Here is a 13,746-nt window from a genome sequence, read left to right on the forward strand (position 1 = left end):
CGCGAGACTATCCGGTTTGCTCAGAGAGCGCTCTCCCGAAAAACGGCTTGAGCATCGGCAGTACCGTCGCCGCCTGCATTGTCTGCATGTGATCGAGGTTGTCGAGGACGTGGACCTCCCAGCCCAGCCTCTCCAGTTCGGCCTGGTGCACGCGGACCGGTGTGGCCAGGTCGATCGTGGTGCCGCCCCAGGGTTCGACGTAGTCGATCGTGTCGGCGCCGCCCATGAGGCACAGCCGCGGGCAGCCGATCCGGGCCAGGGCGGCGCGTTCGTCGAAGTCCTGCAGCCCCTGGTACAGGTGCATGAACTGCCGGGTCTGCGGCTCCGACATGGTGAACTCGGCGTCGGCCCACGCGTTGCCGGTCTGCGCGCGGGTGGCCGGCGGGTCGGCGGCCATCGCGTGGGTGGCCGTCGTGACCTGCAGCATGCCTTGGTACGGCGCGCCGAGCGGCGGCCAGCCACCCATGGCCAGGGCCGTGATCCGGTCCGTGCGGGCGGCCAGCTGCAGGCCGCTGAGGGCGGTCCAGCTGTACCCGTAGAAGGCGAACCGGTCCGCGCCGGCCGCGTCGGCGACGGCGAGGACGTCGGCGCAGATGGTGTCGGCCGTGAGCGTGTCCGGCTTCGGGTCGGCCAGGACGTGGCCCTCGTAGTCGAAGGCGACGACGGTGCAGCGGTCCGCGAGGCCGTCGACGAGGGTGCGCCCATGCGCCGGGTCGCCACCCCAGCGGCGCAGCTCGTCGGCCGCGGGACCTTCGATCGGCGTCGGGTTGACGGGCAGGAGGACGACCGGGCCGCGGCCGTGGATCTCGGCGTCGATGGTCGCGCCGTCGTGGAGTCGTACCAGCATGACCTCTACCGTATCGTTGCACCACCGTGTGAAGCTTTCGCACGAGCCCGCCCGGAGGAATGCCTGTGAAGTCTCAAAGGCCGGTTGACCTGGCGCGGGAGCACGGGATCTCGGCGCAGTCGGTGCGCAACTACGAGCGCGACGGTGTGCTGCCGCCGGCCGAGCGGACCGCGAGCGGCTATCGGCGCTACACGCCCGTGCACGCGGCCGCGCTGCGGGCGTTCCTGGCGCTGGTGCCCGCGCACGGGTATGCGGTGGCCGGGGAGGTGCTGCGGGCCGTGGGGGCGGATGACGTCGACGGGGCGCTGCGGGCCGTCGACGCCAGCCACGCGCAGCTGCTGCGGGACCGGGAGACGTTGGACGGGGTGGCGGCGGCGGTGGCGGTCCTGGCCGGGCCACTGCCGCCGCCGGTCGCGGGCCCGCTGCCGATCGGGGCCGTGGCGCACCGGCTGGGGGTGCGGCCGGCGACGCTGCGCAAGTGGGAGCGGGCCGGGATTCTGACCCCGGAGCGGGACCGGGCCTCGCGGCAGCGGGTGTACGGCCCGGCGGATGTGCGGGACGCGGAGCTGGCGCATCTGCTGCGGCGGGGCGGATACCTCTTGGCGCACATCGCGGCGGTGGTGCGCCAGGTGCGCGACGCCGGCGGCCCGGAGGCCCTGGCGGATTCGCTGAGTGCCTGGCGGGCCCGGCTGACGGCGCGGGGCCGGGCGATGCTGTTCGCGGCCGGCCGCCTGGACGCATACCTGCGGACCCGCGCGGAAACGTAAGGAGTCCGGCATCCACGGGGGAAGATGCCGGACTCATCGATCATGTTAGCTGTGATGCGGGGTTCGCGCCAGCCGTGCGGGCCGAGTCATCTTTTTGTCATCTACCGGCCCTGCAACTGGCGGACGAGGTCGACGTAGTGCTGCTGGGCCTCGTCCTGCGGGGTGCCGGCGACGGCCTTCCAGGCGTCGTACTTGGCCCGGCCGGTCAGGTCGAACATGCCGGGGCGGCTGCCGGTGGCGTCGCCCTGGGTGCCCTGCTTGAACAGGGCGTAAAGCTTCAGGAGCACATCGTTGGCGGGGCGGGCCCCGAGCTTCTTCACATCGATCTGGGCCTGCTGGAACTCGTCGCTCACCGACATGCTCCGACCCTATCCCGTGTTCGCCCGGGCTTCTCGGGGGCATTGCCGGGGCGTTGGTCACGTAGGGCAGGATGGGGCGCATGACCGCAGCGGAACGCGCCGGCGACCGGCTGACCGGGTGGGTGGACCGCCTGCCGCCGCGGTTGCGGCGGTATCTGCCGCGGGAGCTGGCCGGGTTCGCGATGCTCGGCGCGTTCACGTTCTCGGTCGACCTGGTGCTGCTGACGCTGCTGCGGCACTTCACGCACCTGCGGTTCCCGGTCGCGGTGTCGATCGCCTACCTGACGGCGTTCGCGCTCAACTTCGTGCTCAACCGGACGGTGAACTTCCGCTCGCACGCGCCGGTCGGCCGGCAGGCGTTGCGCTACGCGCTCGTCGCCGTCGGTGACTACCTCATCACCGTCGGCGTCACGTCGGGGCTGTTCCACCTCGGGCTGGACGGCCGGGTGGCGCGGCTCGTCGCGGCCGGGTTCGTGGCCGGCTTCACCTACTCGGCGTCGCGCTGGTGGGTGTTCCGTGACGCCCCCGCGAAGTCGGCGACCGTCGCCGCCGCCGACGCCACGGTCTCACCGGCCGCTCCAGTCGCCGCCCGGGACTGAGACCGGACCCAGGCTTCGCGTCACGCACCGCCGCCCGCCCCGCGATGAAGACTGGGCCGAGGCTCCCCGCCGCGCACCGCCGTCCGCCCGCCCGCGCCGCTGCCGTCGCGCTTTGCCGCGGCGCACACCGCCGCCGGGCCGGGGTGCTCGGCCGCGGCGCGTTCAATGCCCGCGGAATGCCTCCTCGAGCCACCAGGCGCCGCGGTCGGCGGTCACCTTGGCGTCGATCAGCAGCGGGCGGTCGCGCGGGCCGGTCAGCCAGGCGCGGGCCGCGGTCAGGTCGGCCGGTGCGCGGACGGTGACGCCCTCGCAGCCGAAGCCGCGGGCGATCGCGGCCAGGTCGGTGTCCGGGAACCTCACCGTGTCCAAGGGGTGGCCGCCGGGGCCGAAGTGGTGGACCTCCGCGCCGTAGGCGGCGTCGTTGTAGACCACGATCACCATCGGCAGGCCGAGGCGGACGACGGTCTCCAGTTCGGCGATGCCCATCAGGAACCCGCCGTCGCCGAGGGCCGCGACCGGGAGCCGGTCCGGTCTGGCCACGGCCGCGCCGATCGCGGTGGCCAGGCCCAGGCCGATCGACTGGAACGCCTGGGTGAAGCCGAAGCCGGGGGCGTCGGGCACGGAGAGGTACATCGACGGGTAGCCCATGAAGTTGCCGGAGTCGACGCTGACCGTGCGCTCGGCCGGGAGCAGGTCGTCGAGGCCGATCGACAGGGTGCGGGGATCGATGCGGCCGCCGCCCGTCGTGTCGTCGAACGGGACGTCGCGCCAGCGGACGCTCGGCAGCGGCTCGGCCCGGTAGCCGGTCCTCGCGGGGCCGCGGGCGGTCAGGTCGGCCAGGACGGCGCCGGCGGTCGCGGCCGCGTCGCCGAGCACACCCAGGCCGGTGTGCAGGGCGTCGGCGTCGACGTCGACCTGGGCCACCCGGGCGCCGGGGCCGATGAGGCGGCCGTGCCGGGTGGTCCACATGTTCAGCGCGCAGCCCCACGCCACGACCGCGTCCGCGCCCGCGATGCGCTCGGCCGCCGCGGGCGACGCGAAACCGCCGGAGACGTCGAGGTACCACGGACTGCCGTTGAAGAGTCCCTTGGCGACGGCCGACGTGGCGAGCAGCGCCCCGCATCGCTCCGCCAGGCGCGCGATCGCCTCGGCGGCACCGGGCCGGCGGGCACCCCGGCCGGCGATGAAGACAGGGCGGTGCGCGGCTTCGAGGAGATCGGCGAGGGCCCGCACCGACTCTGGATTCGGCATCGGTACCGGCGGCAGCGGCTCTGCCCGCAGTACCGAATCCGGCGCTTCGGCACTTTGCACGTCCAACGGCAGGCTCACGAGCACGGTCCGCCGCTCGATGCGGGCCCGGCGCACGGCCCGCAGCACGTCCTCGACGGCCGAGGCGGGCGTGGCCACCCGCTCGTACGCGGCCCCGATCCCGGCCGCGAGGGCCGCCTGATCGAGCCGGAAGTTGGAGCGGGCCCCGGCGGCCCCGGTGTCGGCCGCGAGCACCACCATCGGCGTCCGGCTCTTGGCCGCCTCGGCCACCCCGGTCAGCGCGTTGGTGACGCCGGGACCCTGGTGGAGGGTGACGACGCCGAGCTCGCCGGACGTGCGGGCGTAGGCGTCGGCCATGACCGCCGCCCCGCCCTCGTGCCGGGCCGCGACGAACCGCACGCCGTTGGCGATCAGCGCGTTGGTGAGGTGGAAGTTGCCGCTGCCGACGACACCGAACGCGCACCTGACGGCCGGCGCGAGGGCTTCGGCGATGCGCGCGCTGACGGTCAACGTTCGACCAGGGCCAGCACGCGCGCCGGGCTGCCGGAGCCGCGGACGATCGGCAGCGGGCCGGCGATGACGACCGCGCCGGTGACCGGGAGGCGGTCGAGGTTGCGCAGCTGCGTCAGACCGTACTTGCCGGCGCCGAGCAGGAACGAGTGGCACGGGAACGGCGGGTCGAACGAGTGCGCGGCCCCGGCGTCGGTGCCGACCGTCTCCACGCCCAGGCCCGCGATCGGCGTCTCGGTCGCCAGCCACTTCGCGCACTCGGGGGAGATGCCGGGGGTGTTGCCGGCGTTGAGGTAGGCGTCGTCGTCGTCACCGCGGGCGTCCCAGCCGGTGCGGTACAGCAGCCACCCGCCCGCCGGCAGCGGGCCGTGCTCGGCCTCCCACGCCTTCACGTCGTCGATCTCGAGCAGGTATCCGGGGTTGTCGACGGTCTGCGCGGACCGGTCGAGGACCACGGCCGGCGCGATCAGCTTGCGCGCCGGCACCTGCGCGACGTCCTCGCCGTCGCGCCCCGTCACCCAGTGGATCGGGGCGTCGAAGTGGGTGCCGGTGTGCTCGCCGGACCGGAAGTTGTTCCAGTACCAGCCCGGCCCGCGCTCGTCGTAGCGGCTGATCTCCTCCGTCTGGAACCGCCACGTGTTCCCGAACGGCTCCGGCAGCCGCAGAATCGGCGTGTCCCCGGACAGCGGCGCGGTGAGATCGACAACTTCGACGGACCCGGCCGCGACGGCCTCGACGAGATCGTGCAAGAGCGACATGCGGCGACGGTACGCCGTTTTCATTGCCGCCGCAGCCACGCCTCGCCGCCGCCGATCAGCGCAGCTGCCACACGTAGGTGCCCCCCGTGCCGCCGAGGACCAGCAGGCCCGCGGGGCCCCACGCGCAGCTTCGCAGCGGTCCGTCGACGCGGGTCATCGTCAGGCACTCGCCGTCCGGCACGCTCCAGATCCGCGCGACCCCGTCGCCGCTCACCGTGGCCAGGAGGTCCGAGTCCCGGGCGACCGCGCAGCCGAGCACCGGGGCCTCGTGGCCGGTGAGCACCGAACGCGTGGATCCGCCGGCCACATCCCACACGCGCACCCGCGCGTCGCGGCCGACGCCGGCCAGCCACTCGCCGCCGGTCGAGACCGCGCAGGCCTGGACCGGCCCCCGGTGCCCGTCGAGGATCGTGGTGGCCGGCCCGCCCCGCGGGTTCCACAGGCGCGCGGTGCCGTCCGCGCCGGCGGTCGCCAGCCACTCCCCGCCGGGCGCGATCGCGCAGCCGAGCACCGGCCCGGTGTGCCCGGCGAGCACGGTGCGCGCCTTGCCGTTGCCCGGCAGGAAGATCCTGGCGAGTCCATCGCTGCACGTGGTGACGAGCCAGGTGCCGTCGGGGGCGATCGCGCACCCGGTCACCGTCCGGGCCCGCGGGTGCCCCGGGTGGCGCAGCACCGTGCCCGCGGCCCTGGTGCGGCGCGGTCGCCGGGGCGTCGTGGACCGGCCGTCGGCCGAGAAGCGGTCATCGGCCGGGGCGGCCCAGATCCGGGCCGTGGATCGCCGCCATGGCATCGGGCGTGTGCCGGCCGCGCAGATATTGCAGTACCACATCGTGCAGTTGCAACGACTGCACGTCGGGCTTGTAGCGCATGGCCAGCGACAGCTGCGCGAACTCGTCGGCCAGCGCGTCGGCGGAGGTCGCCGACAGGCCGCCGGTAGCGTTCCAGAGCAGGTGCAGCGCGGCCGCCGGGATCTCGGTGTCCTCGGGGAAGATGGCCAGTTCGCGGTACCGCTGCCGCTTCCATTCCGCCAGCACCGAGAGGCTCGCGTCGATGGTCGCGGCGACCGCCAGGCTCCGGTCGTTCTCGCTCACGACGTCGAGGCGTCGGCGGCGTCCATCGCGTCGACCTGTACCTGCGCGGCGTCCGGGGGCAGGACCCACGGCATCCGGGTGGTCACCAGCCGCACGGTGTGGCCGCCGCCGGACAGGAACGGCCGCAGTTGTGCCGCGCCCCCGGCATCGACATCCGCGACGGCGAACTGTACGTGCGCACGGCCGCGCAGGCCTCGTTCTACTGGGACGACCCGGCCGAGACCGCGGACGTCTTCCAGGACGGCTGGGTCCGCACCCGCGACCTGGCCACGCTCGACACCCGCGGCTACCTGCACCTGTCCGGCCGCGCCCGCGACGTCATCATCGTCCAGGCCAACCTGGTGTACGCCGGCCCGATCGAACGCGTCCTGGCCTCCGACCCCGCAGTGGCCGAGGCGTACGTCGTAGGCCGCCCCGACGACCACACCGGCGAGGCGGTACACGCCTTCGTGGTCCCGGCGAGCGGCGCTGTCCCCGACATCGCGCACCTGTCGGACCTGGTGCGCTCGTCACTGGGCGACGCCTCGGTCCCGGCCAGCCTGCGGGTGATCACGGAGGTGCCGCTCGCACCGAGCGGCAAGCCCGACAAGCGCGCCCTCCTACCGGGATGATCAGAGCCTCGCCGGCGCCGTGTTGCGGGCCGACGACGTCGAGCTTCCGGGCGTCGTCGCAGTGCGCCGGTGTCAGGGCCGGGCGCAACCTTCACAGGGCCGCCTTGACCTCGAGGAGCACCCGGCGGAACAGTTCGGGTTCGTCGAAGTGTGGCGTGTGCGCCGAGTTCTCGAACCACACCAGGCGCTTGCTCGGCGCGGTCAACGACTCGTACAACCGCTCGGCGGCCTCACCGGGGGCCACCCGGTCGAGCCTGCCCTGCACGAACACGACCGGCACGTCCAGCGCGGGCAGGGTGGCGACGAGGTCCGTGCCGGCGAGCCCGGGCAGCAAAGCGTCCTGTGACGCGGTGATGCCGCGCACCGCCCGGATGACCGCCGCGGGCGGGTAGTCGCGCGAGCGGACCAGGCCGACAAGCACCGACCGGAGGATGTCGTTGGCGGACTTGCCGACCGTGACGCCGCCGAAGTTCATCGCCCAACGCGCCCGCTTCGTGAACTGCCTGGCCCCCGTGTGCGGCGGTGGACCGATGCGCTCCAGTTGCCGTACCGCACGTCGGTTACCCCGCTCGCGCGCGGTGCGCAGCACGAAGTCGTACGTGTAGGACTCGGCGGCCGGAACGTCGATGTCCATGCCGGTCGCCACCAACGTCGCCACCAGGTCGGGGCGGCGAACGGCAGCCTGCGCCCCGTACGTCGCGCCGAACGAGAACCCGGCCACGACCGCCTTGCCGCCGAACCGGGCGTGCAACAGTTCCAGGAGTTCGACGGTGTCCTCGACCATACGGGCCGGGGCGATCTCGAACCGGTCGCGGCCTCGCCGGGCGGACCGCCCGGTGCCCCGCTGGTCCCAGTACACGACCGTGAAGTCGTCCTCCAGGTGCAGCAGCCGCTCGAAGACACGGACCTCGTTGATGATCGGCAGCCCCGGACCTTGCTGCATGAGCAGCAGCACCGGGTTCGACCGGTTCGTGCCCCGGACCCGGATCGACTGTGGGATGCCGCCGAGGTTGAGCTCTTCCAGTTCGTCGATGATCATCGGGACCGGCCCCGCCACGACGCCGCGCGGCTCTGCCCGGTGGCGAACCGGACGGGGTCATCGTGAGGCTCCGCGGCCGGCGAGCCGGTGGACCGCACGTGCTGGGGCCGGATGCCGACGGTCCCCGTAAGGACCACCGGCAGGGCCCGGATCGGGCCGGACAGTCCCATTTCAGACCCCTTCCGCGGCGAGCCGGGTCACCGTCGCGCCGGTGGCCTCCCGAAACAAGCCGGCCCCGAACAGCCGGCCCGGGGTCCACGCCCCGTGCGGTGCCCCGGCCAGCACCCGCCGGGCCACCTCGGCCGCGACCGCGGCGCCCGCCGCGACCCCGTCGCCCACCCGCGCCTGCGCGGCCAGCCGGCGGCCCGACGCGGCGATCACCTCGGCGTAGGAGTACGAGCATCCGTCGCCGTCGACCCGTTGTGCGGGATCGGCGAAGTAGGCGTTGACGTTGGGGGCGCCGCTGACCACCCGGGCCGCCTCCAGGTCGCCGACCGGGCCGGGCAACATCGAGCGGCGCGCGCCGCCAAAGGTCAACACCGTTGCGCCGGTACCGAAGGGGCCACCGTGCAGAACACCGTCCACATACGTCGTCGCGCCCTCCGGCAGCAACGCCGCGATCGTGTCGCGCACCCCCTGGCTCACACGGGTGTTCGCCGGTACCGTCGCGACCTGGACCAGTGCCGGGGTCTCCGCCAGTGCATCGACGAGTTCCAGCAGGAGCGACTCGGAGCCGGCCGGTCCGAACCCCGCCCCGGTGACCGCGGTGATCCCGCGGTCCTTGGCCTCGGCGTCCCGATCGAGGACCCCACGCACGGCCGTCGACTCATTGGCGATGTCCACATAGCACACCGCCGTGGCCAGGCAGGCGTCCAGCACCGCCGGGGCGTACCGGACGAACGGCCCCACCGTGTTGACCACGACGCGGACCTGTTCCACGGCGGCGCGCACCGCCGCCGGGTCGGTCACGTCGAGCGCCAGGCCGGCCACCGCGACGCCGGTGCCGGCGATTTCCCCGGCCAACGCGGCCACCGGTGCCGGCCGCCGGCCGGCGAGATGCAGCGATGCCCCTCGGCGGGCCAACTCCCACGCGACCTGGTGGCCGCTGCTGCCGGCGGCGCCGAGCAGGAGCACGTCGGCCGCGGTCACCGGGACCGCCGCCCCAGGGGTTGCCACACATCGATGTTCACGCGATCCTCCGTTTCGGGCACTGGCCAAGCGTGCCGGGCGTGACCACGACCGGGTCCGGCGGCGGGCTTCAGAGGGTGCGGTCCGTGAAGGACCGGCCGGTCGCGCGTCACATCGACCGGTGCTCCGGCGCGCGATGGCCCGTCACAGGTTGCCGTCCACGCACGATCGCGTCAGTAACTTCAGTCCCGCGCTCGTCGACTCAAGTCACAGGCCGGTCCGGCCGCCGGATTCCGCGTACAGCCGCGCGGCGTCGAGGATCACGATGTGGTCGGACTCGGTCGCCACGATTCCGGCGTTGCGCAGGTCTCGCAGCGACCGGGCGACCACCTCACGGACGGAACCGGTCGCGTCGGCCAACTCCTGCTGCGAGACGTGGGCGACCAGGCCGCCCTGCGGTCCTTGCCGGTCCGACGCCAAGTCGAGCAGGTGGACGGCGACGCGCTGGCGCACCGATCCGAACGCGTTGACGGCGGTCTGCTCCAGCACCGCGTAGAGCCTGCGGTTCAATTCCTCGGCGAGGGCCCACCCGACCCGCGGGTCGTGCCGGGCGGCGCCGGTCAGCGTCCGCATGCTGATCCGGTACACGCTGGACGGCTCCAGCGTCTGGACGTTCGTATGGGCCGGGCCGCCGACCAGCACTGCGATGCCGAGCACGTCGCCCTCCCGGGCGTAGCGCACGGTGACCTGGCGACCACCGGGCGAGCTCAGGTATACGCGGAGCATGCCTCGGATGACGAGGGCCGCCGCCCGCGGTTGCGACCCGGCCCGGTAGATGGTCGTACCAGCCGGGTAGTCGATCCGTTCGCCATCCTCGCGCAGCCGGCCGACCAGGTCCACGGGCAACCGCGCCAGAAAGCTCCGCCCCAGCGCATCGTCCAGATCCCGGCCGGTCACGCCCATGACGGTAGTCGACCGTCCGGAACAGAGTCCAGGTCCCGGGGACCGCACCGGCTCCGGCGACCCCCGCCGGACGGGTCGCCGCGCACGACGCCGGCATGACCTCCCAGGGCCCGCGCTGCGCCCGATCATCCGAACAACGACCACAGTGGACGGATCGCCGGAGTTGGGCCGGGAAGGGTTCATCGGAGCTCGACCAACGACCGGGCTCCCGCCGTCACGTGTCGGTGCGCAACCCAGGGTGCCATCATTGCGCGCAGGCCCGCACCGCCCGGCGGTCCGAAGTGGACGGTGCGGGGCGGGCCCTGCGCACCCGGTCAGCGTTCGTCCGGCATCGTCCGCAGGTCGCGGCGGGCCTGGTGGCGGTCGCGGCGGCGGTCCTGGCGGCGCATGTGGGCCCATTCGCGGTAGCCGTGGCTCTCGCAGCGGCGCATGTTGTGCGCGGCGGTGCCGGCCCAGCGGCAGCCGCTGCGGGCGGTGCCACCGAACGCGCCTGGCGCCGGCCGGCCTCGATGTCGGCGGGCCGCTGCCCGCCGCGGGTGCTCGAGCCGCTGGAGGTGCCGGTCAGCTGACGGTGCGTATCGGCGGCCGGGCCGGGTGGTCAGGCCGAGACGACCCCGTGGCGGTAGGCGTACACGACCGCCTGGACACGGTCGCGCAGGCCCAGCTTGGCCAGGATCCGCGAGACGTAGGTCTTCACCGTCTCCTGGCTGATGACGAGCCGGTCGGCGATCTCCCGGTTGGACAAGCCCTCGGCGATGAGCCGCAGCACCTCCAGCTCGCGCGGGGTCAGGGCACCGCCGGCGGGCGACGGGCCGGCCGGGCGGATCCGGGCGGCGTAGCGGCCCACCAGCTGGCGGGTCACGTCCGGGTCGAGCAGGGCGGCGCCCGCGGCGACCGTGCGGATGCCCTGCAGCAGGTGCGTCGCCGGGGCGTCCTTGAGCAGGAAGCCGCTCGCGCCCGCGCGCAGCGCCTCGTAGACGTACTCGTCGAGGTTGAACGTCGTCACCACGAGCACCTTCACCGGGTCCGGCACCGCGGCCCCGGCCAGCCGGCGGGTCGCCTCGATGCCGTCCAGCACCGGCATGCGCACGTCCATCACCACCACGTCCGGGCGCAGGGCCAGGGCCAGGTCGACGGCGGCCCGCCCGTCCTCGCACTCGCCGACGACCTCCAGGTCGGGCTGGGCGTCGATGATGGTGACGAAGCCGGTGCGGATCAGGACCTGGTCGTCGCAGACCAGGACGCGGATCGGGGCGGTCATGACGGGATGCGGGCGCGGACCGCGAAGCCGCCGCCGGACGTCGGTGCGGCGGTGAACTCGCCGCCCCGCTCGGTGACGCGCTCCCGCAGACCGGCCAGGCCGTGGCCGCCGCCCTCCAGGACGGTCGCCGCAGTCGCCGGGCCGTCGGTGGTGACCTCCACAAAGGACTCCCGGTTGGTACGGCGCACGCGCACGACGGTAGGCCGGCCGTGCGCGTGTTTCAGGGCGTTGGTGAGGGCCTCGCGCACGATCCGGTGCACGATGACCTCGGCCGGGCCGGGCGGGCCCGACTCGGTGAACTCGACCGGCTGGCCGGCCCGCCGGGCCTGCTCCACCAGCGGCGGCAGGTCGGTGTAGGCCGGGTTGAGCACGTCGAGCAGCGTGCGCAGGTCCGCGATCGCGCGGCGGCCGGTGTCGGTGACCGCGGTCAGGGTCTGGTCGAGGCGGTCGGGAGCGGCGGTGAGGTAACGGGCCGACTCCGCCTGCACCACCATCGCCGTCACGTGGTGCGTCACGACGTCGTGCAGTTCCCGGGCGATGCGGGTGCGTTCGGCGGTGCGGGTCGTCTCGGCGATGTGGTGGCGGCGCTCGGCCTCGGCGGCCCTGGACAGGCGCAGCCAGGAGCCGGTGCCCCAGGCCAGGGCCATGCCGAAGTAGAACGTGGCGAAGCCGGCCAGGCCCTCGTCGGAGCCCTGGTGTCGCAGGAGCACGGTCAGTACCAGAAAAATTGCGGTTGTCAATGCAATGGTGAGCCGGCGGTTGCGCTCCAGGTATGCGCCCGCGCTGAGCAGCGCGATCGGCAGTGCACTGCCCGCGACCGTGTGGTATCCCCGCAGCTGATCGATCGCGAAACCGAGACCCACCAGGGCGAGGCCGAGCGCGGGCCGCCGGCGGCGGATGGCGAGCGGGAGGGCCTCGAGGGCGATCACGGCCAAGGCCCAGGCGTCCAGAGGCCGGGTCGCCACCCCGCCGAACTGCGTGCCGTGGCTGTTGACGGCCGGTATGAGCGACAGCGCGGCCAGCAGCAGCCCGAACGGCAGGTCGCGGACGGTGACGTCGAGGCGGCGCCACCGTTCGATCATCGGGAAAGCGTAGCGTTGGCCTGGGCCGGGCGGCGGCCGCGGCGGGGCAGAATACGGCCGCGGCGGTGGGCCAGCCCCAGGAAGACGAGCGTGGCGAGGACCCCGGCGGCCACGGCGTAGAGGCTCAGCTCGGGCCCGAACCCGCCACCGGTGAGCGGGGCCGGCCCGGACAGCGTCGCCCGCAGCAGCCCGTCGGGCCCGTCGGTGCCGGACACGTCGGTGCCGAAGATCCCACCTTCGGCGAAGTTCCAGCCCAGATGCAGCCCGATCGGCACCCAGAGCGTGCGGGTGGCGGCGTACGCGGCGCCGAGCATGCCACCGGCCTCCACCGCGACGGCCAGGGTGCTCCACACCGTGGCGTGCGGGTTGAAGGCGTGCGACAGCCCGAAGAGGGCGGCCGACGCGACCAGCGCGACCCAGGTCCCGGCCCAGTCCTCGAAGATCCGGAACAACACGCCGCGGAACAGCAACTCCTCGGTGACGGCCGCGGCGACCGCGAACCCGAACAACGCCACCGCCCCGCTCACCGACCCACGCCCGATGACGTGATACCCGTCCAGGAACGCGATGTTCACGATGACGGCCGCGAACAGCGCGACCCCGAGCAGCAGCCCACGCCCGAGCCCCGACACCGCGGCCCGCGGGGCGACCTCGTCGACCGCCCGCCGCTCGGTGCGCCGCACGATCCAGGCGTACGCGAGGATCAGCAACACCCCGGTCGCCACCCCGAACCCGAGCGTCAGCGGCATGTTCCAGTTGGCCGCCTGAACGGCCGCGCTGCCGGCCATGGCGACGGCGGCGACGACGAGCAGTTGTAGTACGAGACGCATCTCAGCTCCTCCATGAGTTCTGGACGTACGAACGCTATGAAGAAGCCGGTCCGGCGTCGTCACCACACAGTGGACAGTTGCGGTAGCTCGCACGGGGGATGCCGTTAGTCGCGATTGGCTCAGGTGGAGGGCGTTGCGGCAGCCCGGTTGGAGGGGCACCGCGGTGTGAGCTCGGCCGATGGTAACTACCGGAGTAGCTTTGGTTGCGACCGTTCTTTGGTTGCCCGATCGGTGGCTGAGGTTCGTGGTTTGCCGGCGGGTTCGTCGTGGTCGCTATTCGGTGGGAACGGGGCGGGGGCCGCCTGCGGCGAAAAGGGCAGATCTTGGTTCGTTGTTGGCTGGTTTTTCGGGCGCCTTTGGCGCCTTTAGGTCGGGGGCTATGAATTTAACCCACGACGAATCGCAATCCTTTTTCGCCGCAGGCGCCGCGAATCGTTACCACCGAATGGTGACCACGGCGGACCCGGCAGTGACAGGCGGACCGCAACCAAACAAACCGCGACCAAACCACGGTCGCGCCCACGCTTACTCGGTAGTTCCCATCGGCCGTGCTCACGTCGCGGTGCCCCGCCAAGCGGGGAGTCGACAGCGGGTACCGACAGCGGGGTGCCGACGGCGGGCGACTGGCGGGT

15 protein-coding genes are annotated in these 13,746 nt (G+C 73.3%); 3 read left to right on the forward strand and 12 right to left on the reverse strand.

Annotation, left to right across the window (positions count from 1 at the left end; translation table 11 throughout):
• Positions 1-7: 7 nt before the first annotated feature.
• Positions 8-847 carry an alpha/beta fold hydrolase gene (locus tag ACIA8L_RS36865; protein WP_395911885.1) on the reverse strand — a complete coding sequence of 280 codons (840 nt, stop codon included), beginning with the start codon at positions 845-847 and terminating at the stop codon, positions 8-10.
• Positions 848-906: 59 nt separating this feature from the next.
• Between ACIA8L_RS36865 and ACIA8L_RS36870 the strand changes: the two genes are divergently transcribed.
• A complete protein-coding gene (locus tag ACIA8L_RS36870) occupies positions 907-1,614 on the forward strand; it encodes a TioE family transcriptional regulator (protein ID WP_395911886.1) in 708 nt (235 codons plus the stop codon).
• A gap of 101 nt (positions 1,615-1,715) precedes the next feature.
• Here ACIA8L_RS36870 and ACIA8L_RS36875 read toward each other — a convergent pair whose 3' ends face one another.
• Positions 1,716-1,973, reverse strand: a complete 258-nt coding sequence (locus ACIA8L_RS36875) for an acyl-CoA-binding protein (RefSeq protein ID WP_395911887.1) — start codon at positions 1,971-1,973, stop codon at positions 1,716-1,718.
• A gap of 80 nt (positions 1,974-2,053) precedes the next feature.
• Between ACIA8L_RS36875 and ACIA8L_RS36880 the strand changes: the two genes are divergently transcribed.
• Positions 2,054-2,572, forward strand: a complete 519-nt coding sequence (locus ACIA8L_RS36880; protein WP_395911888.1) for a GtrA family protein — start codon at positions 2,054-2,056, stop codon at positions 2,570-2,572.
• Positions 2,573-2,734: 162 nt separating this feature from the next.
• On the opposite strand, the gene ACIA8L_RS36885 is transcribed toward ACIA8L_RS36880, so the two are convergent.
• The 4 genes from ACIA8L_RS36885 to ACIA8L_RS36900 are packed head-to-tail and all read right to left on the reverse strand — an operon-like array spanning position 2,735 to position 6,200.
• On the reverse strand, positions 2,735-4,351 hold the full coding sequence (locus ACIA8L_RS36885) for a thiamine pyrophosphate-binding protein (RefSeq protein ID WP_395911890.1): 1,617 nt from the start codon (positions 4,349-4,351) through the stop codon (positions 2,735-2,737).
• Entirely contained in the window at positions 4,348-5,109 is a 762-nt protein-coding gene (locus ACIA8L_RS36890) for a cyclase family protein (protein WP_395911891.1), read from the reverse strand. The genes ACIA8L_RS36885 and ACIA8L_RS36890 overlap by 4 nt, the downstream gene beginning before the upstream one ends.
• Before the next feature lie 55 nt (positions 5,110-5,164).
• Positions 5,165-5,899, reverse strand: coding sequence for a WD40 repeat domain-containing protein (locus tag ACIA8L_RS36895; RefSeq protein WP_395911893.1), 735 nt, complete (start codon positions 5,897-5,899; stop codon positions 5,165-5,167).
• Entirely contained in the window at positions 5,850-6,200 is a 351-nt protein-coding gene (locus tag ACIA8L_RS36900) for a hypothetical protein (protein ID WP_395911895.1), read from the reverse strand. Before ACIA8L_RS36900 ends, ACIA8L_RS36895 begins: the two co-directional genes overlap by 50 nt.
• A 98-nt stretch (positions 6,201-6,298) precedes the next feature.
• Here ACIA8L_RS36900 and ACIA8L_RS36905 point away from each other — a divergent pair, with 98 nt between their 5' ends.
• Entirely contained in the window at positions 6,299-6,811 is a 513-nt protein-coding gene (locus ACIA8L_RS36905; protein WP_395911896.1) for a class I adenylate-forming enzyme family protein, read from the forward strand.
• A 91-nt stretch (positions 6,812-6,902) separates the two neighbouring features.
• Here ACIA8L_RS36905 and ACIA8L_RS36910 read toward each other — a convergent pair whose 3' ends face one another.
• The 6 genes from ACIA8L_RS36910 to ACIA8L_RS36935 form a co-directional block, all read right to left on the reverse strand.
• Positions 6,903-7,850, reverse strand: coding sequence for an alpha/beta fold hydrolase (locus ACIA8L_RS36910; protein WP_395911898.1), 948 nt, complete (start codon positions 7,848-7,850; stop codon positions 6,903-6,905).
• A 171-nt stretch (positions 7,851-8,021) separates the two neighbouring features.
• The gene (locus ACIA8L_RS36915; protein ID WP_395911899.1) at positions 8,022-9,026 is read right to left on the reverse strand and encodes an SDR family NAD(P)-dependent oxidoreductase; all 1,005 of its coding nucleotides are present in this window, start codon (positions 9,024-9,026) and stop codon (positions 8,022-8,024) included.
• A 219-nt stretch (positions 9,027-9,245) separates the two neighbouring features.
• A complete protein-coding gene (locus ACIA8L_RS36920) occupies positions 9,246-9,935 on the reverse strand; it encodes a Crp/Fnr family transcriptional regulator (protein WP_395911900.1) in 690 nt (229 codons plus the stop codon).
• Positions 9,936-10,539: 604 nt separating this feature from the next.
• Positions 10,540-11,202, reverse strand: coding sequence for a response regulator (locus ACIA8L_RS36925; protein WP_395911902.1), 663 nt, complete (start codon positions 11,200-11,202; stop codon positions 10,540-10,542).
• Positions 11,199-12,284 carry a sensor histidine kinase gene (locus ACIA8L_RS36930; RefSeq protein WP_395911904.1) on the reverse strand — a complete coding sequence of 362 codons (1,086 nt, stop codon included), beginning with the start codon at positions 12,282-12,284 and terminating at the stop codon, positions 11,199-11,201. The genes ACIA8L_RS36925 and ACIA8L_RS36930 overlap by 4 nt, the downstream gene beginning before the upstream one ends.
• Entirely contained in the window at positions 12,281-13,114 is an 834-nt protein-coding gene (locus tag ACIA8L_RS36935; protein WP_395911906.1) for a lysostaphin resistance A-like protein, read from the reverse strand. The genes ACIA8L_RS36930 and ACIA8L_RS36935 overlap by 4 nt, the downstream gene beginning before the upstream one ends.
• Between the last annotated feature and the right edge of the window lie 632 nt (positions 13,115-13,746).

The organism is Dactylosporangium sp. NPDC051541, from assembly GCF_044454505.1.
Taxonomy (GTDB): Bacteria; Actinomycetota; Actinomycetes; order Mycobacteriales; family Micromonosporaceae; genus Dactylosporangium.